This window comes from Streptomyces melanogenes (genome assembly GCF_014649795.1).
Taxonomy (GTDB): domain Bacteria; phylum Actinomycetota; class Actinomycetes; order Streptomycetales; family Streptomycetaceae; genus Streptomyces; species Streptomyces noboritoensis.
The window spans coordinates 28,542-50,287 of sequence record NZ_BMTS01000006.1 but is presented as its reverse complement, the minus strand read 5'-3'; the positions used below and the strand labels follow the sequence as shown (position 1 = coordinate 50,287).

The 21,746-nt window shown below is 71.4% G+C and carries 18 protein-coding genes; 7 read left to right on the top strand and 11 right to left on the bottom strand.

Features of this window, described 5'->3' with window-relative positions; translation table 11 throughout:
- Nucleotides 1–33: 33 nt before the first annotated feature.
- The 4 genes from IE252_RS14865 to IE252_RS14850 all read right to left on the bottom strand — a co-directional run bounded on the left by IE252_RS14865 (nucleotide 34) and on the right by IE252_RS14850 (nucleotide 4,634).
- Nucleotides 34–1,035, bottom strand: coding sequence for a hypothetical protein (locus IE252_RS14865; protein ID WP_190089876.1), 1,002 nt, complete (start codon nucleotides 1,033–1,035; stop codon nucleotides 34–36).
- Nucleotides 1,036–1,142: 107 nt separating this feature from the next.
- Entirely contained in the window at nucleotides 1,143–1,601 is a 459-nt protein-coding gene (locus IE252_RS14860) for a hypothetical protein (protein ID WP_190089875.1), read from the bottom strand.
- A complete protein-coding gene (locus IE252_RS43165) occupies nucleotides 1,588–2,583 on the bottom strand; it encodes a serine/threonine-protein kinase (RefSeq protein WP_308434538.1) in 996 nt (331 codons plus the stop codon). The genes IE252_RS14860 and IE252_RS43165 overlap by 14 nt, the downstream gene beginning before the upstream one ends.
- Before the next feature lie 215 nt (nucleotides 2,584–2,798).
- Nucleotides 2,799–4,634: a phosphoenolpyruvate carboxykinase (GTP) gene (locus tag IE252_RS14850; protein WP_190089873.1), complete on the bottom strand. Its 1,836-nt coding sequence runs from the start codon at nucleotides 4,632–4,634 to the stop codon at nucleotides 2,799–2,801.
- Nucleotides 4,635–4,905: 271 nt separating this feature from the next.
- Between IE252_RS14850 and trhA the strand changes: the two genes are divergently transcribed.
- The 3 genes from trhA to IE252_RS14835 are packed head-to-tail and all read left to right on the top strand — an operon-like array spanning nucleotide 4,906 to nucleotide 7,844.
- Nucleotides 4,906–5,586 carry a PAQR family membrane homeostasis protein TrhA gene (gene trhA, locus IE252_RS14845; RefSeq protein ID WP_190089872.1) on the top strand — a complete coding sequence of 227 codons (681 nt, stop codon included), beginning with the start codon at nucleotides 4,906–4,908 and terminating at the stop codon, nucleotides 5,584–5,586.
- Nucleotides 5,587–5,644: 58 nt separating this feature from the next.
- Complete coding sequence (locus IE252_RS14840; RefSeq protein WP_190089871.1) at nucleotides 5,645–7,198, top strand: MFS transporter; 1,554 nt, start codon at nucleotides 5,645–5,647, stop codon at nucleotides 7,196–7,198.
- Between the two features lie 10 nt (nucleotides 7,199–7,208).
- Nucleotides 7,209–7,844 carry a TetR/AcrR family transcriptional regulator gene (locus IE252_RS14835; protein ID WP_229848365.1) on the top strand — a complete coding sequence of 212 codons (636 nt, stop codon included), beginning with the start codon at nucleotides 7,209–7,211 and terminating at the stop codon, nucleotides 7,842–7,844.
- A gap of 194 nt (nucleotides 7,845–8,038) precedes the next feature.
- Here the strand turns inward: IE252_RS14835 and IE252_RS14830 are convergent, their stop codons facing one another.
- Both IE252_RS14830 and IE252_RS14825 read right to left on the bottom strand, forming a co-directional pair.
- Nucleotides 8,039–8,746 (bottom strand): hypothetical protein, encoded by a 708-nt coding sequence (locus tag IE252_RS14830; protein WP_190089870.1) that lies wholly within the window; start codon nucleotides 8,744–8,746, stop codon nucleotides 8,039–8,041.
- Nucleotides 8,747–8,777: 31 nt separating this feature from the next.
- Nucleotides 8,778–11,156: a glycoside hydrolase domain-containing protein gene (locus tag IE252_RS14825; protein ID WP_190089869.1), complete on the bottom strand. Its 2,379-nt coding sequence runs from the start codon at nucleotides 11,154–11,156 to the stop codon at nucleotides 8,778–8,780.
- 299 nt (nucleotides 11,157–11,455) lie between these two features.
- Here IE252_RS14825 and IE252_RS14820 point away from each other — a divergent pair, with 299 nt between their 5' ends.
- Nucleotides 11,456–11,845 carry a hypothetical protein gene (locus IE252_RS14820; protein ID WP_190089868.1) on the top strand — a complete coding sequence of 130 codons (390 nt, stop codon included), beginning with the start codon at nucleotides 11,456–11,458 and terminating at the stop codon, nucleotides 11,843–11,845.
- 72 nt (nucleotides 11,846–11,917) lie between these two features.
- Here IE252_RS14820 and IE252_RS14815 read toward each other — a convergent pair whose 3' ends face one another.
- Complete coding sequence (locus tag IE252_RS14815; protein ID WP_190089867.1) at nucleotides 11,918–13,921, bottom strand: thioredoxin domain-containing protein; 2,004 nt, start codon at nucleotides 13,919–13,921, stop codon at nucleotides 11,918–11,920.
- Nucleotides 13,922–14,056: 135 nt separating this feature from the next.
- Here IE252_RS14815 and IE252_RS14810 point away from each other — a divergent pair, with 135 nt between their 5' ends.
- Nucleotides 14,057–17,269: a tetratricopeptide repeat protein gene (locus IE252_RS14810; protein ID WP_190089866.1), complete on the top strand. Its 3,213-nt coding sequence runs from the start codon at nucleotides 14,057–14,059 to the stop codon at nucleotides 17,267–17,269.
- Nucleotides 17,270–17,370: 101 nt separating this feature from the next.
- Here IE252_RS14810 and IE252_RS14805 read toward each other — a convergent pair whose 3' ends face one another.
- Together IE252_RS14805 and mca are read right to left on the bottom strand one after the other, a co-directional pair.
- Nucleotides 17,371–17,616, bottom strand: a complete 246-nt coding sequence (locus IE252_RS14805; RefSeq protein ID WP_190089865.1) for a hypothetical protein — start codon at nucleotides 17,614–17,616, stop codon at nucleotides 17,371–17,373.
- Nucleotide 17,617: 1 nt separating this feature from the next.
- Nucleotides 17,618–18,499, bottom strand: a complete 882-nt coding sequence (gene mca, locus IE252_RS14800) for a mycothiol conjugate amidase Mca (RefSeq protein ID WP_190089864.1) — start codon at nucleotides 18,497–18,499, stop codon at nucleotides 17,618–17,620.
- Nucleotides 18,500–18,625: 126 nt separating this feature from the next.
- Here mca and IE252_RS14795 point away from each other — a divergent pair, with 126 nt between their 5' ends.
- A complete protein-coding gene (locus tag IE252_RS14795; protein WP_190089863.1) occupies nucleotides 18,626–19,027 on the top strand; it encodes a DUF4307 domain-containing protein in 402 nt (133 codons plus the stop codon).
- Nucleotides 19,028–19,263: 236 nt separating this feature from the next.
- Nucleotides 19,264–19,761 carry a transcription elongation factor GreA gene (gene greA / locus IE252_RS14790; RefSeq protein WP_190089862.1) on the top strand — a complete coding sequence of 166 codons (498 nt, stop codon included), beginning with the start codon at nucleotides 19,264–19,266 and terminating at the stop codon, nucleotides 19,759–19,761.
- A 70-nt stretch (nucleotides 19,762–19,831) separates the two neighbouring features.
- Here greA and IE252_RS14785 read toward each other — a convergent pair whose 3' ends face one another.
- Nucleotides 19,832–20,683, bottom strand: coding sequence for an ABC transporter permease (locus IE252_RS14785; protein WP_190089861.1), 852 nt, complete (start codon nucleotides 20,681–20,683; stop codon nucleotides 19,832–19,834).
- Nucleotides 20,680–21,660, bottom strand: coding sequence for an ATP-binding cassette domain-containing protein (locus IE252_RS14780; protein ID WP_190089860.1), 981 nt, complete (start codon nucleotides 21,658–21,660; stop codon nucleotides 20,680–20,682). Before IE252_RS14780 ends, IE252_RS14785 begins: the two co-directional genes overlap by 4 nt.
- Nucleotides 21,661–21,746: the final 86 nt, after the last annotated feature.

Sequence of the window (21,746 nt, the reverse complement as noted above, 5' to 3'; positions counted from 1 at the left end):
CCTCTCCCCGTTCCCGGTACTTCGCTGTGCGGGTCAACTGCCGTGCCGGGCACGGTCGATGACGGTCCTCTGGTCCTCCGCGCACGCGTGGGCGTACAGGATCCCGGCGTCCTTGCCCCGGCCCTCGCTCACCTCGACGGAGCTGCCGGGGGCGGGCGCGGGCTCCCCCGGCTCGGCCCAGACCGCCCGGCGCAGACACTGGTCGAGCTCGACGTACCCCTGCGGGTGCAGCGCGGTGCGTACGACGGCGACGCGGCCGGGGGTGCTCGGCCTGCGGACGTCGCGGCCCGGCGCGGCGGCGCGGTGCCTGCCGGGGGGCTCGACCGCACTCGCGGTGCTCTTCACCGCCGTACGGCCGATGGGCGCGGCGGGTGCGGCGAACGCGAGGCGCGGGCCCCGCGAGCGGCGTACGGCGAAGACCAGAGCGGTCAGCAGGAGCAGCAGCAGGGCGGCGACGCCGAGCGCCGGGACCAGCAGCGAGGAGCCGCCGCCGGTGCCGCCGACGCTGTCGGCGTTGAGGCCCAGGTCGGCGGCCAGCTTCGCGTCCACGAGCTCCTTGCCGCGCAGGGTCCTGCCCTTGCCCTTCGCCTCCGCGACGAGCTCGCACAGGTTGCCCTCGCAGGCGCCCGCCTTGCGCAGGTCGGCCAGGGTCTGGTCGTCGAGCCGGGTGATCTCGGCGTCCTTGTCGACGAGCCGGTCACCGGCGAGGACGAGCAGCAGGGTGCCGCCCGCTCCGGTGGGGTGCCCGGCCGGGACCAGGACGACGAGCGGGCCTCGGCCGAACACGGGCTCGCGCTCCTTGAGCTTCCAGTCGGCGCTCTTCCCGTCGAGCTCCAGCGGCCGGTGCAGGGTGACGACGGCCGCGTCCTGGGCACCGACGCGCCCGGCCCAGCACTCCAGCCGCTCGGCCAGCTTGCCCGTACAGGACCCTTCGTCGGCCGCGGCCGGAACGGCCGGCGCCAGCAGGGCCAGGGCCAGCAGCCCGGCCGACGCCCACAGCCCGCGCGCGGCGCGCGGCCAACGGAGCTGCCCCATGCGCGAAAACCTCCCCGCCCCCCGGAAAAGCACATCGCAAATATGACGCCACCGGCCGCCGTCCGTAAGGGTTTTGGCCATTCCCGGAGGATTCCCGCTCACCCCGTCTACAACTGGAACACCTGGTGGCACCGGACGAACATCTGCCTCGCCTGTTCCACCCAGTCCCCGGCCAGGGAATCGAACTCGGGCTGGTTCATCCGGCAGTTGAGCGGCAAGGTGCAGACCCCGGCGATACAGGGCCGCGGCCCCCGTACGTCCCACACCGACAGCATCGGGACCAGCTGTTCGGTGTTCCAGGCGTTGGCCGCGGCGGCGGCCGTCGCCAGCTGGTCGCCGCGCAGGAACCGGCCGTCGGTCATGAACGCGACCAGCAGTTTGGTGGTGGTCATGAACCGGACGGTGACCGCCCGTCCGGCGTCGGCGAGGTCGAAGCGCAGCGAGACGGAGACGGTGTCCTCCTCGCAGTGCAGATGGCGCCCGGCCGCCCAGCCGTGCACCAGCGACCGCCACTGGACGCCCAGGTCTCTCCCGTCGCTGCCGGGCGTCCCTTCAGAGTGCCGCACGGCCCACCGCCTCGATCACCATGGCGTCGCTGAGCCCCGCGTCCAGCAGCGTCTGCGCGTGCAGCAGCAGACAGGACGGCAGCGACGCCTTGGCCCCGGAGGACTGGCGGACCTTCAGCTCGCCGGTGCGGACCCGGATGCGCCGGGCCACCGTGGGCGGCGGCCAGGTGAGGGCCCGTGCGTCGCCCGCGTCCGGGCCGATCAGCCCCTGGAGCAGCGCGTCCAGGGCCGGCCGGTCCTCGGGCCGCTTGGCCAGGCACGCGGCGACCAGGTCCAGCAACTCCCCCGGTACGTCGTCGAGTTCGGGCTCCGCGTGCACCACCCGGTAGGCCACCCCGGCGCCGTGCCGGAACGGCGCGTACCCCGCGACGGCGTAGACCAGGACCCCGCCGAGCGAGAAGACGTCACTGGCGGGCCCGGCGTGCGCGCCGGTCATCTGCTCGGGCGACATGTACGGCGGCGTCCCCATCAGCTGCCCGACCCGGGTCAGCCCGGTCGCCCCGGCCACCGCCGAGATGCCGAAGTCGATCACACGCGGCCCGTCGGCGGCGAGCAGCACGTTCGACGGCTTGAGGTCGCGGTGGACCACTCCGGCGCCGTGGATCGCCTGCAGCGCCTCCACCAGACCGGCCCCGAGGCGCCGCGCCTGTCCCCCGGTGAGCGGCCCGTCCGCGCCGACCGCCTCCGACAGGGAGGGCCCCGGTACGTACGCCGTGGCCAGCCAGGGCAGTTCGGCGTCCGGGTCGGCGTCGACGACGGCCGCCGTGAACGCCCCGCCGACCAGCCGCGCGGCGGCCACCTCGCGGGCGAAGCGCCGCCGGAACTCCTCGTCGGCGGCGAGTTCGGGCCGTACGACCTTGACCGCGACCGCCCGGCCCCCGGGCGAGCGGCCCAGATACACCCACCCCATCCCGCCGGACCCCAATCGCCCGACTATGCGGTACGGCCCCACCCGCAGCGGATCACTCACCGGTGTGCGCACGCTCCGCGCCCCCTCACTGGCCCAACGCGCTCCGGGTCCGAGTGTCCCGCGAACACCCGCTCCCGGCAGCCGCCCTGGCGAAAAACCATCCCGGGAAAACGATCCGGCCCCCGGAGCCGTGAGGGGGCTCCGGGGGCCGATCATGTCGTGGCGGACCGTCGTGACCCCACTGGTCAGGGCGGTGTTCGGGGCAGCCCGCCACGAGTCATCGGGGGTCAGCCCAGGCGGGCGACCAGCGAGCGGTACTCGTCCCACAGCTCCTTGGGCGTGTGGTCGCCGAAGGTGTTGAGGTGGTCGGGGATCAGCGCCGCCTCCTCGCGCCAGACCTCGGTGTCGACCTTGAGCAGGAACTCCAGGTCCGCCTCGGGCAGTTCGAGGCCGTCGGTGTCCAGGGACTCCTTGGTCGGCAGGATGCCGATCGGCGTCTCGACGCCCTCGGCCTTGCCCTCAAGGCGCTCCACGATCCACTTCAGGACACGGCTGTTCTCGCCGAAGCCAGGCCACACGAACTTGCCCGCGTCGTTCTTGCGGAACCAGTTCACGTAGTAGATCTTGGGCAGCTTGGCGGCGTCCCCCTTCGCCCCGGCGGATGCGCCGACCTTGACCCAGTGGGCCATGTAGTCGCCCATGTTGTAGCCGCAGAACGGGAGCATCGCGAACGGGTCGCGGCGCAGCTCGCCGACCTTGCCCTCGGCGGCGGCGGTCTTCTCGGAGGCGACGTTCGCGCCGAGGAAGACACCGTGGTTCCAGTCGAAGGACTCGGTCACCAGCGGTACGGCGGAGGCGCGGCGGCCGCCGAAGAGGATCGCGGAGATCGGGACGCCCTTGGGGTCCTCCCACTCGGGGGCGATCGTCGGGCACTGGCCGGCGGGGACGGTGAAGCGGGCGTTCGGGTGGGCGGCCGGGGTCTCGGACTGGGGCGTCCAGGCGTTGCCCTTCCAGTCGGTGAGGTGCGCGGGCGCCTCCTCGGTCATGCCCTCCCACCACACGTCGCCGTCCTCGGTGAGCGCGACGTTGGTGAAGACCGAGTTGCCCCACAGGGTCTTCATCGCGTTGGCGTTGGTGTGCTCACCGGTGCCGGGCGCGACGCCGAAGAAACCGGCCTCGGGGTTGATCGCGTACAGCCGGCCGTCCTCGCCGAACCGCATCCACGCGATGTCGTCGCCGATGGTCTCGACGGTCCAGCCGGAGATCGTCGGCTCCAGCATGGCGAGGTTGGTCTTGCCGCAGGCGGACGGGAACGCGGCGGCCACGTACTTCGACTCGCCCTGCGGCGGGGTCAGCTTCAGGATGAGCATGTGCTCGGCGAGCCAGCCCTCGTCGCGCGCCATCACGGAGGCGATGCGCAGCGCGTAGCACTTCTTGCCGAGCAGGGCGTTGCCGCCGTAGCCCGAGCCGTACGACCAGATCTCGCGGGTCTCGGGGAAGTGCGAGATGTACTTGGTGGAGTTGCAGGGCCACGGCACGTCGGCCTCGCCCGCCTCCAGCGGGGCGCCCAGGGTGTGGACGGCCTTGACGAAGAAGCCGTCGGTGCCGAGCTCGTCCAGGACCGGCTGCCCCATGCGGGTCATGGTGCGCATGGAGACGGCGACGTAGGCGGAGTCGGTGATCTCGACGCCGATCGCGGAGAGGTCCGAGCCGAGCGGGCCCATGCAGAAGGGCACGACGTACATGGTGCGGCCGCGCATCGATCCCCGGAAGATCCCCTTCTCACCCGCGAAGATCTCCTTCATCTCCGCCGGAGCCTTCCAGTGATTGGTGGGCCCGGCGTCCTCCTCCTTCTCGGAGCAGATGAAGGTGCGGTCCTCGACCCGTGCGACATCGGTCGGGTCGGACGCGGCGTAGTACGAGTTCGGGCGCTTGATCGGGTCCAGCTTCTTGAACGTGCCCTTGGCGACGAGCTCCTCGCAGAGGCGCTCGTACTCGGCCTCGGAACCGTCGCACCAGACCACCCTGTCCGGCTGCGTGATGGCTGCGATCTCGTCTACCCAGGAGACCAGCTCCTGGTGGTTCGTCGGGACAGAGGTGGGAGCCGCGATGTCGCGCGCCACGATCGCTCCTTGTTGAGGGTTCGGTATCCCCTTGTGGGGGAATTTCGTTCGTTGCCCCGTGGGGGCTGCGACCCGGACGCTTCTTTTGGTACTTGGCGCTCATCCGGTGCCGACCGCACTCATCTGATCATCCGTGCCAATCGCCCATATGTCCAGGGGCCCCCTCACGTGAGCATCACCACTCGCCACTCCTCGTTCATCTGTGGTGCACGCGGTCGGGGCATACGATTACGGGCCGCCCCTATCCGTAACTTACGGAGGCGTAGGTAGCATGCGGGACATGACTGATCAGGTGACGGCCCTCGCGCCGGCAAGGCCCCTGAAGCCCAAACTGCGCGGCTGGCTGCATGCCGGGATGTTTCCGGCGGTGGTCGTCTCGGGCCTCGTGCTGACCGCGCTCGCCCACTCGACCCGCGGCCGGATCGCCTGCGGGATCTACGTCCTGACCGCCTGTCTGCTGTTCGGCGTCAGCGCCCTCTACCACCGGGGCGACTGGGGCCCGCGCGGCGAGGCGATCCTGCGCCGGCTGGACCACGCCAACATCTTCCTGATCATCGCGGGCACCTACACCCCGCTCACCCTGCTGCTGCTCCCGGACGCGACCGGGCGGGTGCTGCTCTGGGCGGTGTGGGCGGCGGCGCTCGCCGGGATCGCCTTCCGCGTCTTCTGGGTCGGCGCGCCGCGCTGGCTCTACACCCCCTGCTACATAGCCATGGGCTGGGCGGCGGTCTTCTTCCTGCCCGACTTCATGCGCACCGGCGGCATCGCGGTGCTCGTCCTGGTCATCGTCGGCGGACTGCTCTACAGCGCGGGCGGCGTGATCTACGGCATCAAGCGCCCCAACCCCTCGCCGCGCTGGTTCGGCTTCCACGAGGTCTTCCACTCCCTGACGCTGGCGGCGTTCGTCGTCCACTACGTCGGCATCTCCCTGGTCGCCTACCAGCATTCTTGACGTCGACCCTCTTTTGAGAGTTACTGTCACTTGACGGTAACTCTTACGGAGGCGTGCCATGACGCAGGTGTCAGGTCCCGATCCGCGGCGCTGGTGGGCGCTGGGGGCGATGGTCGCGAGCATGCTGGTGCTCGGCTTCGACATGACGATCCTCAATGTCGCGCTGCCGACGATGGCCCAGCAGCTCGGCGCCACCACCGGCCAGCAGCAGTGGATGGCCGACGCCTACGTCGTGGTCTTCGCCGCCCTGATGCTCCCCGCCGGACTCCTCGGCGACCGCTTCGGCCGCCGCCGGATGCTCATCACCGGCCTCGGGATCTTCCTGGCGGGCTCGCTCGTCGGCGCGCTCACCACCAGCGTCGGGGCGGTCATCGCGGCCCGCGCGGTCATGGGGATAGGAGCCGCGTTCGTGATGCCGCTCGCCCTGGCCGTACTGCCCTCGCTCTTCCCCGCCGAGGAGCGCACCAAGGCCGTCTCGATCGTCACCGCCTCCTCCGCGCTCGGCCTGCCGCTCGGCCCGATCATCGGCGGCTTCCTGCTCAACCACTTCTGGTGGGGCTCCGTCTTCCTCATCAACGTCCCGATGGTCGCGATAGGCATCGCCGCCTGCGCCTTCCTGCTCCCGGAGACCCGCGACCCGGCCTCGCCGCGCGTCGACGCCCTCTCCACCGCGCTCACCGCCGCGGGTCTGGGCTCGCTCATCTACGGGATCATCGAGGCGCCGACGCGCGGCTGGGGCGACGCGCTGGTGGTCGCCACGCTCGCGGGCGGCGCGGTCCTGATCGCCGCCCTGGTCGTACGGGAGCGGCGGGTGCCGCGTCCGATGCTCGACATGAAACTGCTCGCCCACCGGCCGTTCCTGCTGAACACGCTGGCGGCCACGCTGGTGATGTTCATCCTCGCCGGGCTGATGTTCGTGCTGCCCCAGTACCTCCAGGCGGTCCTCGGCAACGACGCCTTCGGCACCGGGCTGCGGATGCTGCCGCTGATGGGCGGGCTGATGGTCGCGGCCAAGGCGGGCGAGCCGCTGGTGCGGCGGTTCGGGGCGCGCGGCACGATCAGCGCGGGCCTGGTCGTGCTCGCCTTCTCGGCCTTCCTCGGCAGCCGGACGACCGTGGAGAGCGGCTACGGCTTCACCGCGCTGTGGCTGTCGCTGACCGGGCTCGGCTTCGGCTTCGCGATGGTGCCCGCGATGACGGCCGCGCTCGCCACGCTGCCGCCGGCCCGCGCGGGCAGCGGGTCCGGGCTGCTGATGACCGTACGTCAGGTGGGCAGCGCGATCGGGATCGCGCTCCTCGGCTCGCTGCTCGCCGGGGTGTTCACGGACAAGCTCGACACGGCCGGTCTGCCGGGAGCCGCGGCGGACCGGGCCGGGGACTCGGTGGTGGCCGCGCACCTGGTCGCCGCGAAGCTGGGCGACTCCCGGCTCGCCGCTTCGGCCGACTCCGCGTACGTCCACGGCATGGACACGGTGCTGCTGGTGTGCGGGGTGGCGGCGCTGGTCACCGCGCTGCTCGCGGCGGCGCTGCTGCCGGGGCGGGAGGAACCGGAACCGGCCGCGCGCGAGGTGCCGGGCGCGCCCGTTGCTGCCGTGGACGCGATGGATGCCTGAGAATGTCGACATGTCCGCCATGCCACGCACCCGGTCCCTCGACTCCCTAGCCGAGGACATGCAGCCGCAGCTCGGGCTGCGTGAACGCAAGAAGCTCAAGACGCGCGTCGCGATCCGGCGCGCGACGTACCGGCTGATCGCCGAGCAGGGGTACGACGCGACGACGGTCGAGCAGATCGCGGAGGCGGCGGAGGTGTCGCCGTCGACGGTGTTCCGCTACTTCCCCACGAAGGAGGACATCGTCCTCACGGACGAGTTCGACCCGGTGATAGTCGCCGGGCTGCGGGCCCGCCCGGCGGGCGAGCCGTTCCTGGAGTCCGTACGCCACGTCCTGGTCGAGGCGACCCGGCTGATCCTGGCGCACGACCACGAGGAGATGATCCAGCGGACGACGCTCCTCGTCCAGGTCCCCGCGCTGCGCGCCCGCATGATGCAGTCGTTGGCGACCAGCAGCCGCAACCTGTGCCAGGTGATCGCGGAACGCACGGGCCGCGAGGAGGACGAACTGGAGGTCCGGGCGTACGCGATGGCGATCCTCGGGGCGGTCTACGAGGCGTCCCTGTACTGGGCGGAACGCGACCACAAGGACGACTTGGCGGAACTGGTGGAGCGGGCGCTGTCGGCGGTGCGGGATGGGTTGCGGTGATGCGTCTGCGGGTGGGTGGTGGGCTGGTCGCGCAGTTCCCCGCGCCCCTAAGAATGCCGCTGCGCGGCAATCCCCTGGGCGCCCCGACGGGCGCATTTAGGGGCGCGGGGAACTGCGCGAGCAACCGGCCACGACCCGCAGACGAACACCGGGCCGGGGCGGCGCCGAGGGGCGCAGCCCCCGGCCCCACCCCGTCACCGCTGGCGCGCAGCCAACGCCTTCGCCGCCCGCACCCGGCCCGGGGCCAGCGCATCGATCGTGCCGGCGCCAGACCCCGGCCGCTCCTCCCAACCCCGCAGCTTCGCCGCGACACGCCGCAACCCGGAGTCGCCCGGCCGGACGTCGATCTGGAAGTGCGACTCCTTGGGGGTCGGCTCGTCACCGCCCCACTTCACCACACCCTCCAGATCCGCCAGGATGTCGCGGACGACCACCAGCTCCTGCGGGAAGAACCCGTTCCGCGCCCGCACCGGATACAGCAGCGGCCGGATCGCGATCGCCGTGCCCGACAGGCAGTTGCTCTCGTACGGCGCCGCCACCGCCCGCGCCCCCGTGTGCCCGGTGACCTCGCCCGCGCCCAGCGTGTGGATCTCGTAGTGGTAGCGGCGCACCACGTGGGTGAGCACGGTCGCCACATCGCCGTCCAGCGCCGTGAAGTGGACGCCGCCGGCGCCCTCGACCCGGTGCGCCGGGGCTGTACCGACGATCGGCCAGCCGTTGGCGGAGGTACGGCCCTGCCACTCCTTCGCCACCGGGGCGGCGGGAACGGCCGGGACCGGGGCCGCGACGGCCGTGCCGGACATCCCGCCCGCGACCAGCGCCGCGCCACCGGCGACCCCGGCCCCGGTCACCAGGAAGCGGCGGCGGTCGATGCGTACCGCCTGCGTCATGACATCACTCATGGTTCGGTTCCTCATCACTCTCGTACCGGACCTAGAGGCCCTTGGCGTTGGCTTCCTGCATGACGCGGTCGTGCAGGACGTCGGCGAAGCCCCGGCAGAAGTCCAGGAGCTCCTTGTCGCCCAGCAGCTCCGGCGGCTTGATCCCGTCGCCGCCGGTCATCTGGGTCAGGTACGCGCGGCCGCCGATGATGACCGGATCGCTCATCATCGTCAGCATCCCCTTGGCCATGGCCACGACGTTGTCCACGCTGCCGCCGAACCGCATCTCGAAGAAGTCGCGGAAGCGGGTGAGGGCCCCGGCGTCACGCTCGCCCTGCCCGTAGTGCTCACGGACGGTGTCGAGGATGTGTGCCCCGTTCTGGACCCGGCGGCCCAGCAGATATCCGTCGGCGTCCTCGATCAGGTCGTTGAACCCGAAGGTGGAGATCACGCCGAGCCTTGCGCACTTCGCCTGGACGTAGTCGTATCCGGAGGGGTAGGCCTTGATGTCCCGGCGCCACTCGCCGTACAGCGTCATGAGGTCGCCGCCCCAGCCGCCCACGTCACCGGCGCCGACCTCACGGATGTTCTTCGTACTCTGCGGCTTCGCGTAGTGGCCGTTGGCCGTCGCGAGCAGGTGCTGGGCGTCCAGCATGTAGCCGGAGTTGGAGTCCTTGAACTCGGGGAGGAGCGTCGCGCCCTGGGCGTTGGCGAACTTGATGAAATCGGGGTTGGGCCAGCCGATGAGCGCCGCCCACTCGGGGCCGCCGTACTTCTTCTGACGGCCGTACTGCATGACCAGCGCGTTGGGGTCGCCCTTCTCGGCCGTGAACTGCAGGGCGAGGGGGAACAGCTTCTCCATGTACTTGATGAACTCGCCGGACGGGTACACCTGCTGGTGAACGCTGTTCTGTCCGGCGTCGCTGCCCGCACGGTGCGCGTCGTTGTCGAGGTCGAACGAGTCACCGCTGTAGATGAACTTGAACTCCTTGATCTGGTTGAACGCCCAGTTCGGCGGCAGTGGGAAGCCCAGGTTCCCGGAGAAGCCCCAGGACATGCCCGAGACGAACGAGTAGCGCGCGTCGGTCTTCTTGCTGACCTGCGTGCACACGTTCCGCGAGCCGTACACGCCGTGCAGGTACCGCATGCCCTGGTTGGCGAGGCCGGCCTGGACTCCCTGGAAGTAGGGCACGATGTTGGAGGCGATCTCGTCCGCGGTGGCGTCGTAGTCGACGGCGAAGTAGATGACCGTGCCGCGGTTGAAGCCGTAGCCCGACGCGCAGGCGTGGGCGTTCATCGCGTGCGCGAAGCCCTGCGCGTAGGTGAAGTCCTGGAGACGGCGCGCGTTGTCCTGGTAGATCGGGAACACGCTCAGCCCGGCGGCGAAGATGTCGTCCAGCTCGCCGGTCTTGATCTGCTTGTCCAGCGTGCTGCCCGGCGGGTCGAACAGGTAGCGGCCCACCTGGCGGTAGCCCGCCTTGTAGAGGGCGTCGGCGCGCGGGCGGGTGATCTGGAACCGGGTGTCGCAGGCGCTGGTGGAACGGTTGGGGTCACCCGTGGACACCAGCAGCTGCGCCCAGGTGGCGTAGTCGCCGGTCCCGTTGCGCGTGTCCAGCTCGGAGAAGGCCTGGAACGCCTTGACCCACTGCGTGAGCTTCGAGTCGAAGGTGCTCCGGAACGTCGTCTCGACGTTGCTCTCGCCCGTGGCGTTGGGGATCGGCGAGTTGAACACGCACGCCGCCGAGAAGAGCTGCGCCCAGATCCCGGAGTCGCCCTCCTTCACGACGTGGTTCTTCAACCCCGCCTGCGTGCCCGGTCCGAACGCGCCCGTGGCCTGGTCGTCGGGTATGCCCAGCTCGTACTGGATCGCCTTCATCAACGACTTCTGCACATCGCGCGAGTACACGCCGTCGGCGGGGCCGATGAAGAACGAGGAGCGGTTGACGTAGCGGCCGTTGAGCCAGCGCTGCACCCCGCGGACGTTGTCGGTGCCGCCCGTCGGCGAGGAGATGTACGCGTCCATGCTGAGCAGCGCCTTGAAGACCTTGGGCGACACCAGGCCGTTGGAGGCGTCGACACCGGCGTCGTTCTTGAGCGCCCGGACCGACTTGTCGGTGGCCGCGCCGTACGAGCCCGTACCGTCGCCGCCCCAGTAGCCCTTGCAGAACAGGGCGTGCTCGACGATCTTCTTGATGTTGACGTTCTGCTCGCCCGGGCCGATGTCGCCGCGCTTGGCGAGCTCCGCCAGCGTGCCGGGGCCGAAGCTCGCGACCAGCGGGGCCATGGTGAGCTCGGCCTGGAGCGCCATCGTCAGCGAGAACATCGTCGACCAGCCGGTGCGCCCGTCCTCGGGGCACTTCGTGTAGCCGGGAACCATCGAATAGGTGGCGTTGACCCACTTCTGGGCAGCAAGGACCTTCTCGTCCGCCATGTTTCTCTCTGGTGAGCGGGGCTCGGGACTCGGGGGTGCGTGAATCCTGATGGCGGAAGGAGGCGTTCCGGCGTGGTCGCGCGGTCGGCCCGATGCCCGGGTGGGCATGGCGAGTCGACCGGTCTCCGGAAGCTGTTTCCCCGCATCACCTCGGCGTCGGTTTCCCCCGTCGACTGCCGATGATGCGGTGATCATAACTGACGGATCCAGCCGTTCTGGCTGGTTACCGAGCATGGTCCGACGTGTCGTACGATCTCCCCTCGCATGATCATTTGATACTCAATCAGGGGGAACAACTCATGGGCATGGGCAAGAAGTTCGCCATGGCCGCGGCCACCGGCGCGCTCGCCGTGGCCGGTGTCGCCGCGACGGGCGGGACCGCGTTCGCCGGTACCGACGGGCAGCAGATCGTCATCCACGACGACACGCGCAAGGTCGAGTCCATCAAGATCGACGGCTATGACCAGAAGGGCCGCCCCGCCCACGCGTGTCTGGCCACGCCGGGCTACGAGACCCGCTTCGGCGGCTGGTGGTGGCGCGACTCCATGCACTTCAGCAAGTGGACGGACAAGACCTGCGGCCAGAGCGGCGGCCGGTGGCTGGGCTCGCAGGACGAGTGGGTCCCGGCGTGGCAGGCGCCGGACCGGGGCGACTGGTACTACATCGGCATCTTCAAGAACGACAGCTGAGTCGGTTCAAGAACGACAGCTGACGCGCAGGGTTCCCCGCGCCCCGCACGGGCGCGGGGAACCCGCGCGCACTCAGGACAGCGCCTCCGCCAGCGACTCCGCGCTGGTCACCGGCGCCTCGCAGGTGAAGTGGCGGCAGACGTACGCCGCCGGACCGCCGTCGACCAGCGGCCGGTCCGCGAGCAGGGGGAACTCGGTGCCCGGCGGGGTGCCCACCGCCACCACCGCGCCCGGTGCGCGGCCCAGCAGCGCGGCACGGTGGAGTTCGCCCCCGGGCGGGCCCACCACGGCCACCTCGCGGGGACCGTCGAGCAGGGCCTCGGCGGTCGCCAGGCCCCAGCCGATGAACCGGGGGGCGCGCGGCCCGAGGGCATTCACCACGCCCAACGCGCCCTCGGCGGCGGCCCGGTGGGCGGAGGATCCGGTGTGCGCCGCGTACGAGAGCAGCGCGCCGGCGGCCGCCGTCCAGCCGGACGGCGTGGCGCTGTCCGTGGGGTCCTGCGGGCGGCGGATCAGCTGTTCGGCGTCGTGCGCGGTGTCGTAGAGCACCCCGCCCTCGGCGGTGAACTGGTCCAGGACGATGTCGAGCAGGAACCCGGCGAACTCCAGCCAGGCGCCTTCCCCCGTCACTCCCGCGAGCGCCAGAAAGCCCTCGGCAACATCGGCGTAGTCCTCCAACACGCCCTGATTGGCGCCCACTTGGCCGTCCTTCGACGTACGGGACAGCCGGGCCCGGTCGTCCATGTGGACGCGGACCAGCAGGTCCGCCGCCTCGGTCGCCCGCTCGATCAGATCGGGGCGGTCGAAGTACGCGCCGGTCTCCGCGAGCGCCGCGATCGCCAGGCCGTTCCAGGCGGCGACGACCTTGTCGTCCCGGCCGGGGCGCGGGCGCCGCTCGCGCGCCGCGAAGAGCCGCTCCCGTACGTCCGCCGACACCGGGCCGCCGTCCGAGGGCAGTTGGAGGACGGAGGCACCCTCCTCGAAGGTGCCGTCCTCGGTCACCCCGTAGTGGCGCGCGGCAGCCTCGCCGTCCTTCTCGCCCAGCGCCTCGGCGAGCTGCGCGGGCGTCCACACGTAGAACGCGCCCTCGACGTGGTGCCCGCTGCCGTCGTCGCTGTCGGCGTCCAGGGCCGAGGCGTAGCCGCCCTCGTTGGTGCGCAGCTCGCGGACCATGAAGTCGGCGGTCTCCAGGGCCACCCGGCGCGCGAGGTCCGAGCCGGTGGCCCGCCACAGGTGCGCGTACACCCGGCACAGCAGCGCGTTGTCGTAGAGCATCTTCTCGAAGTGGGGCACCACCCACTCGCGGTCCACCGAGTAGCGGGCGAAGCCGCCGCCCAGCTGGTCGTAGATGCCGCCGCGCGCCATCTTCTCGCAGGTGTCGGCGGCCATCTGGAGCGCGCCCTCGGCGCCCGTACGGGCGTGGTGGCGCAGCAGGAACTCCAGCGTCATCGACGGCGGGAACTTGGGCGCGCCGCCGAAGCCGCCGTGCCGCTCGTCGTAGTCCCGGGTCAGCCCGAGCAGCGCCCCCGCCAGCTCCTCCTCACCGGGCACGCCGGCGCCCCCGCCGTACACCAGCTCGCGCTCGGCCAGATCCCGCACGATCTTCGCCGCGACCTCCCCCACCTCCGCGCGCCGATCCGTCCAGGCGGCCCGCACCCCCTCCAGGACCTGCGGGAACGACGGCATGCCGTGCCGGGGCTCGGGCGGGAAGTAGGTACCGAAGTAGAACGGCTCGGCGTCCGGCGTCAGAAAGACGGTCATGGGCCACCCACCCTGCCCGGTCGCCGCCTGCACCGCCTCCATGTAGACGGCATCGACGTCCGGCCGCTCCTCGCGGTCGACCTTGACGTTGACGAAGTGCGCGTTGAGGTACGCGGCCGTCGTCTCGTCCTCGAAGGACTCGTGGGCCATGACGTGGCACCAGTGGCAACTGCTGTACCCCACGCTGAGCAGCACCGGAAGCCCGCGCTCGCGTGCCTCCGCGAACGCCTCGGGCGACCAGGGCCACCAGTCGACGGGGTTGTCGGCGTGCTGGAGCAGATACGGGGACGTCTCATGGGCCAGGCGGTTCGGCATGGGCCCATCCTCCCCCACACCCGAGATGATCCGCCGACTCCCTCGCGCCGACGCGCGGCACGCAGGACACTTGACAGTGACGGCACACTCGACCAGGACTCAAGTCGCAGCGGACGCTCTCGGAGGGGGACGCACATGCGGGACGGCCATCGGGCGGAGGCCGAGCGGCTGTTGGTGCGCGCGGTGGAGGAGGAGGTGCGGCGCTCCGGCGGCCGGGCCGATGCCAACGCGCTGCTGACACGCGGGCGGGCGGCACTGGACGCGCTGGCGGCGAGCGCCGAGGAGGAGTACGCGGCGTATACCCGGGCGCTGGACGAGGCGGCGGCCGGGCAGCCCACGCTCGGCGCCCGGTTCGCGAGCGAGAAGGCGGGCACGGCGTTCCTGGTGACCGGGGTCGCGGCGGTCGCCGCCGTCGTCGCGGACGCGGCGCTCGGGACCGGCGCGGGGCCCGCGGTGGGCGCCGGGGCGGCCGTGGCCGTCGCCGGGGCCGCGACCACCGTCGTGCGGGTGACGGCGGCGCACTGGCCCGCCGCGCACCGGCGCGCGGGCGAGCTCGGCCGACCCGGCGGCGCCGAGCAGCTACGCCTGCAGTGGCTGACGGCCCTGGACGTACGGGGCATCCGCCCGTTCCTGGACCAGCAGCGCATGACGGCGCCCGCGGCCCGTACCGGCAAGAAGACCAGCGCCTCCGTTCCCACCCAGCTGCGCGGCACGGACAAGAGCGCGGCGGCCCGGCGCCGCTCGGTCCTCGAGCAGTCGTTCGGCCATCTGCCGGAGCCGCAGGGGCCGTTCGCGGGGCGGCGCGCGGAGCTCGGCAGGATCACCCAATGGGTGCAGTCCGCGCGCGCCGCGACCGAGACCCGCCCCACGGTCGTGGTGCTGCACGGCCCGGCGGGCGTGGGCCGCACGACGCTGGCGGTCCGGGCCGCGCACCAGCTGCGGGACCAGTTCCGGGGCGCCTGCCTGGTGGACCTGCGCGGCGGCGCCCAGACGCCGCTGCCGACCCGGGACGCGCTGCTGCACCTGCTGAACCGGCTCGGCGCGCCCCGCGAGCAGCTGCTCTTCCGCGAGCGCTCCTCGGCCGACCAGCAGGTGCGCAGGCTCGCCGACCTCTACCACCAGCATCTGACGGGCCTTCCGGTCACGGTGGTCCTGGACGACGCCTACGACGCCGAGCAGGTGCGCACCCTGGTGCCCGAGCGGTCCGACAGCCTGGTCCTGGTGACGGCCGCCCGCCCGCTGGAGCTGCCCGACGACTTCCCGGCCTGGGTGCACCAGCTGGCGGTGGAGCCGCTGGACGAGGCGGGCGCGGAGGAGCTGCTGCGCGAGTCGGCGCAGGAGGACTTCAAGGAGCCTTACGACGGCGAAGCGTGCGTGCTCGTACGGGAGTTGTGTGGCGGGCTGCCGCTCGCGCTGCGGATCGCGGGCTCCTCGCTGGGGTCCCGGGACGCACGCGCGCTCGCCGCCGACCTCGGGGCGTACGGGCCGGTGGCGCCCGTCGAGCGGGCCCTGTGGCTGCGCTACACCGACCAGTCCGAGCAGCCGCGCAGACTGCTGCGGCGCCTGGCGCTCGCCGGGCGCGCCTCGCTGGGCGCGGCGGCCGCGGCGGCGCTGCTCGCCACGAGCGAGGCGGAGGCGGGCCGGCTGCTCGCCGACCTGGCGCGGGCGGGCCTGATCGACCAGGTCCGCGCCGACCGCTACCGCCTGCACGACACCGTACGGACCTTCGCGCGGGCCCGGCTCCTGGACGAGGAGGAGGCCGGCGAGCGGACGGCCGCGCAGGAGCGGCTGATCCAGAACTACGCGGAGCTCGCCGACGCGGTGATCCGCATGGTCGACGGCAAACTCTCCACCCGGGCCGGGCAGTTCGGCGGCCACGGCTTCACCTCGCTCGACGCGGCCCTGCGCTGGCTCGACGACGAGTCGAGCTTCATCACGGCCGCGCTGCGCGACACGGAGGACGTCGACCAGCAGGCGGTGCTCAACCTGCTGGGCGCGCTGTGCGACTACTGCCTGCTGCGCGGCGACCTCTACCGCCTGGGCGAGATCAGCGAGCTGTCCCAGGCCGTCGACCAGGGCCTGCTCGAACGTTCCGTACGGTGGCGCACCGGCATCGCGGCCCGCCAGCTGGGCGAGCTCGACACGGCCCGTACGACGCTGTCGTCGGTCGTCGGCCTCTACCGGGAGGCGCAGAACGACGCGGGCGCGGCGCTCGCGCTCTGCTCACTCGGCATCACCCTGCACCACCAGGGCAACCTCACGGAGGCCGCGGCCAGGCTGCGCGAGGCGATCGAGCTCCAGTCCTCGCCCGCGCAGGACGAGGACCGGGCGTGGTCGCTGCACGCGCTGGCGGCGGTCGAGCGCGACCGGGCGAACCTGGCGGACGCGCTGACCCTGCTGGACACGGCGCTCACGCTGCACCGCGAGGGCGAGTCGCTGCACGGCGAGGCCTGGACCCACTTCCAGCTCGGCCAGGTGTGCCTGCGGATGGGCGACGTGCCGCGCGCCGACGAGGAGCTGCGCACGGCGCTCGACCTGTACGGCCGCACCCGCGACGGCCGCGGCGAGGCCTGGGCGCTGACCCAGCTGGCCCGCGCCCGCCTCGTGGACGGCGACCCGGGCCCGGCCGTCGACGGGCTGCGCCAGGCGCTGTCACGCCACCGGGAGATGGAGGACGCGCGCGGCGAGGCGTGGACGCTGTACTACCTGGGCCAGGCCCTGGAGGAGCGCGGCGACCGCGACCAGGCGGTCCGCGAGCTGGAACGGGCCCGCACGATGTTCTCGCGGATGCGGGACGTGTACGGCCTTGCCTGCGCCCGCCACCACTCCGGCCGGGTCACCCGGGACCAGCGCGCCGCCCAGACCGGCAACCTGCGCAACTCCGGCTTCGCCCGCCAGCTCCTGGTCGACGCCCGCGCCGACTTCCACCGCATCGGGGTCGCCCACGGCGAGGGCTGGACCTGTCTGGAGCTGGCCCTGATCGACGCGGGCAACAACCGCGCTCCCCAGGCGCTGCGGCTGTGCGACGAGGCGGTCGAGCTGTTCGACTCGTACGGGGACCGCAGGGGCGGCGACTGGGCCCGCTTCCTGCGCTGCACCCTGCTGCCGTACGCCTCGGCGGGCGGCTCGGAGATCGGGGTGGCGGTGGCCCAGGAGGAGCTGTCCCAGCTGATCCGCGCCCACCACGCCACCCGCGACAGCAAACTGGAGGACTGCGCGGAGGCGTACGCGCTCATGCTGGAGCGCGGCGTGGAACTGGAGGACGGCTGGCAGGCCTGGCACCTGGGCATGGTCCCGACCCGCCACTCCCGAGAGGTGATGGGGGTGCCGGTGGGGGCGGGGCGGTAGCCCGCCCCCTAGGGGCGCGGGGCTGTGACATATGCGGCTCCGCCGCGTGGGCGCGACCAGCCACAACGGCCCCGCAGCCGATCACCACACCCCAGCGGGGCTCACGCCTTCTGCGGATCACCCTTGCCGGAGGCGCCCGCGGCGGCCGCCGGGGAAGTCTGTCCCGACTCGGGAGCCTCCTCGAAGTCGACCTTCCCCATGTGCCGGTTCATGGACTTCATCAGCAACCACACCCCCACGGCCAGCGCCGCGAAGACGACGAAGCCGAGGACGCCGGGCGTCACCTTGTCGTTGTCGATGTCCTTGGCCAGCGGGACCAAGTGCGTCAGTGCCAGGCTTGCGCTCATATCAGGCATTCTCGCGTACGCCCGCGAAGAGGTCGTCCTCGGGGAGGGAAGTGTCGACGAGCGACTTCGCCAGCTCGTACTCCTCCGTCGGCCAGACGTCCTTCTGGATCTCCATCGGGACCCGGAACCAGCCGCCGTCGGGGTCGATCTGGGTGGCGTGCGCGATCAGCGCCTTGTCCCGGATCTCGAAGAAGTCCGCGCACGGAACGTGCGTGGTCAGCGTGCGCTCGACGCGCTCGAACTCCTTCCAGCGCTCCAGCCACTCGCCGTACGGGGACTCCATGCCCCGGTCGAGCATCGCGTGGTGCAGCGCCAGGGTGCGCGGCTTGTTGAAGCCCTGGTTGTAGTAGAGCTTCTGCGGCTGGTACACCGGACCGAACTCGGACTCCGGGAACTTCTCCGCGTCGCCCGCCCCGTCGAACGCCACCATCGTGATCTTGTGGGTCATGATGTGGTCGGGGTGCGGGTAGCCACCGTTCTCGTCGTACGTGGTGATCACCTGCGGACGGAAGGCGCGGATCTTGCGGACCAGCTCGCCCGCCGCCTTGTCCACGTCCTCCAGGGCGAAGCAGCCCTCCGGCAGAGGCGGCAGCGGGTCGCCCTCCGGCAGACCGGAGTCGACGAAGCCCAGCCACTCCTGCTTGACCCCGAGGATCTCGCGGGCCTCGTCCATCTCCTTCTTGCGCACCTCGTGGATGTGCTCCTCGATGTACTTGTCGCCCTGGAGCTTCGGGTTGAGGATGGAGCCGCGCTCGCCTCCCGTGCAGGTCACGACCAGCACGTCCACCCCCTCGGACACATACTTCGCCATGGTGGCCGCGCCCTTGCTCGACTCGTCGTCGGGGTGGGCGTGCACGGCCATCAGTCGCAGCTGCTCAGTCAAGACAAGATCCTCAGTGATTCGGCGCCCTGGGTGTTGCCCTCTGTGATCCGGCGCGATGGGCGGCTTCTATAGTGACCGAATCGGGGGGCGGAAAATTCCGGGCACCCCCAGCAGCAGGAGGACGACATGGCCGCGGCAAGCCGACCGCTTCCCGAGGGGCGCTACGGGCGCACCGCGGACCAGCGCGCCGACCGCAAGCTGAAGATCATCGGCTCGGTCCTGGGTGTCGCCCTGCTCGGTGTGGTCGGCTGGATCGGCTACGACTACGTGGGCGGGCAGTCCGTGTCGGCCGAGGTCATCAAGTTCAAGGTGGTCTCCGCCAAGGCCGTCGAGGTCCACCTGGAAGTGCGCAAGGACAAGGGCGAGACCGGTGTCTGCACCCTGCGCGCCCTGGAGACCGGCGGCGACGAGGTGGGCCGCAAGGACGTCCGCTTCGAGCAGCGGACGGGCCGCATCGACGAGGTGGTCACCGTCCAGACCACCTCGCGGGCGACCGCCGTCGACCTGGTCGGCTGCAAGTCGGTCTGACCCGGGCCCGCGCGCGCCGCGCCCGCCCGGCTCGGGCCCGCGCCGCGCTCCCGGCGGCCCCGCCGGTCGACGACCCGGCCTCACCCCCGCTGACCTGCGCTGACGATTTCCCTACGGTTTTCGTCCTCCCCCTTCGCGCCCTGAATTGTTAGGCTCGTGGTTTCGCCCGCCCGAGAAGGCACATCCTTCTGGGTAGGGCGATGCGCTTGTATTCCCAGTACCGACGAGGAGCACCTGTGACCCAGACCAGCGACAACGTCACCTGGCTGACCCAGGAGGCGTACGACCAGCTCAAGGCCGAGCTGGAGTATCTGTCTGGTCCCGCGCGCACGGAGATCGCCGTAAAGATCGCGGCGGCCCGCGAGGAGGGTGACCTCCGGGAGAACGGCGGGTACCACGCGGCCAAGGAGGAGCAGGGCAAGATGGAGCTCCGGGTCCGCCAGCTGACCCAGCTCCTGGAGCACGCCAAGGTCGGCGAGACCCCCGCCGCCGACGGCGTGGTGGCGCCCGGCATGGTCGTCACGATCGCATTCGACGGCGACGAGGACGACACCCTGGAGTTCCTGCTCGCGTCGCGCGAGTACGCGTCGACCGAGATCGAGACGTACTCGCCGCAGTCCCCGCTCGGCTCCGGCGTGAACGGCAAGAAGATCGGCGAGGACGCCGAGTACGAGCTGCCGAACGGCAGGAAGGCCTCGGTGAAGATCATCGCGGCCACGCCGTACACGGGCTGAGCCCTTTCCGTACGTACGTGAACGAAGCCCCCGGCCGTCCCACTGGACGTCGGGGGCTTCGCCGTACCGCTCAGGCCGTCGCCGAGCGGTACTTGCGCACCGCGAGCGTCCGGAACACCACGATGATCACCAGCGACCAGATCAGCGAGGCGATCACGGGGTGCTGCATCGGCCAGGCGTTGGACGGCACCACTCCGGGGTTGCCGAAGAGATCGCGGCACGCCTGGACGGTGGCGCTGAACGGGTTCCACTCGGCCACGTGCCGCAGCCACGGCGTCATCCCGGAGGTGGCGACGAACGCGTTCGACACGAACGTCACCGGGAAGAGCCAGATCAGCCCGCCCGAGGTGGCCGCCTCCGGCGTACGCACCGAGAGGCCGATCAGGGCGCCGATCCAGGAGAACGCGTACCCCAGCAGGAGCAGCAGCGCGAACGCGCCGAGCGCCTTGGGGATGCCGTGGTGGACGCGCCAGCCGACCAGCAGGCCGACGATCGCGAGCACCACCACGGTCAGTGCCGTCTGCACCAGGTCGGCCAGCGTGCGACCGGTGAGGACCGCGCCGCGGGCCATCGGCAGCGACCGGAAGCGGTCGATGAGCCCCTTGTGCATGTCGTCCGCGATGCCCGCGCCCGCGCCGGCCGTGGCGAAGGTGACGGTCTGGGCGAAGATGCCCGCCATCAGGAACTCGCGGTACCCCTTGGGGTCCAGGGAGCCACCGATGCTGACCGAGCCGCCGAAGACGTAGCTGAACAGCACCACGAACATGATCGGCTGGATCAGCCCGAAGATGATCATCTCCGGGATGCGCATCATCCGGATGAGGTTGCGCTTGGCGACGACGAGCGAGTCGCCCACCGACTGCACCACTCCCCCGCGCGGCTGCGGGGCCGTGAGGCGCGGGGTGTCCACGACGGCGGTCACTTGGCTTCCTCCTTCTCTGCCTCTTCCTCTTCCTTCTGCTCGGCCACATGGCCGGTCAGGGAGATGAAGACGTCGTCGAGGGTCGGGCGGCGCAGCCCGATGTCGTCGATCTCCACCCCGCGGTTGTCGAGCTCGCGGATGACCTCGGCGAGCAGCTTGGCGCCGCCGGTGACCGGCACGGTGAGCTTGCGGGTGTGCTCGGCGACGGCGACCTCGCCCTTGCCGAACCCGGCGAGCACCGCGCGGGCGGGCTCGATCTCCTCGTGCTGGTGCACCACGACCTCGACGCGCTCGCCGCCGGTGCGGGCCTTGAGCTGGTCGGCGGTGCCGCGCTCGATCACCCGGCCGTGGTCGACCACGCAGATGTCGTGCGCGAGGTGGTCGGCCTCCTCCAGATACTGCGTGGTGAGCAGCAGGGTGGTGCCGCCCGCGACGAGCTCCTGGATGACCTCCCACAGCTGCTGCCGGTTGCGCGGGTCGAGGCCGGTCGTCGGCTCGTCCATGAACATCACGGGCGGCGACACGACCAGGGCGGCGGCCAGGTCGAGCCGGCGGCGCATACCGCCGGAGTACGTCTTCGCGGGGCGGTCGGCCGCGTCGGCGAGGTTGAACTTGTCGAGCAGCTCGCCCGCCCTGGCCTTGGCCTCCTTGGCCTTCATCTGGTAGAGCTGGCCGACCATTTGGAGGTTCTCACGGCCGGTCAGATACTCGTCGACGGCCGCGAACTGACCGGACAGGCCGATCGCGCGGCGCACCTCGTTGGGATGCTTGAGCACATCGATGCCCGCGACCGTGGCCCGGCCGCTGTCGGGCTGGAGCAGGGTGGTCAGGACGCGCACGGTGGTGGTCTTGCCGGCGCCGTTGGGGCCGAGCAGGCCCAGAACCGTGCCCTCGGGGACATCGAGGTCCACGCCGTCCAGAGCCTTTACGTCGCCGAACGTCTTCACCAGGCCTTCGGCGTAAATGGCGCCTGGCATGTTGGGTACCCCCAGAGTTGGGTGTCGTTTCGTACACAAATCCTAGGTTTGCCGGGCATGTGATGCCCGGTGGAGCTGTGGCGCGG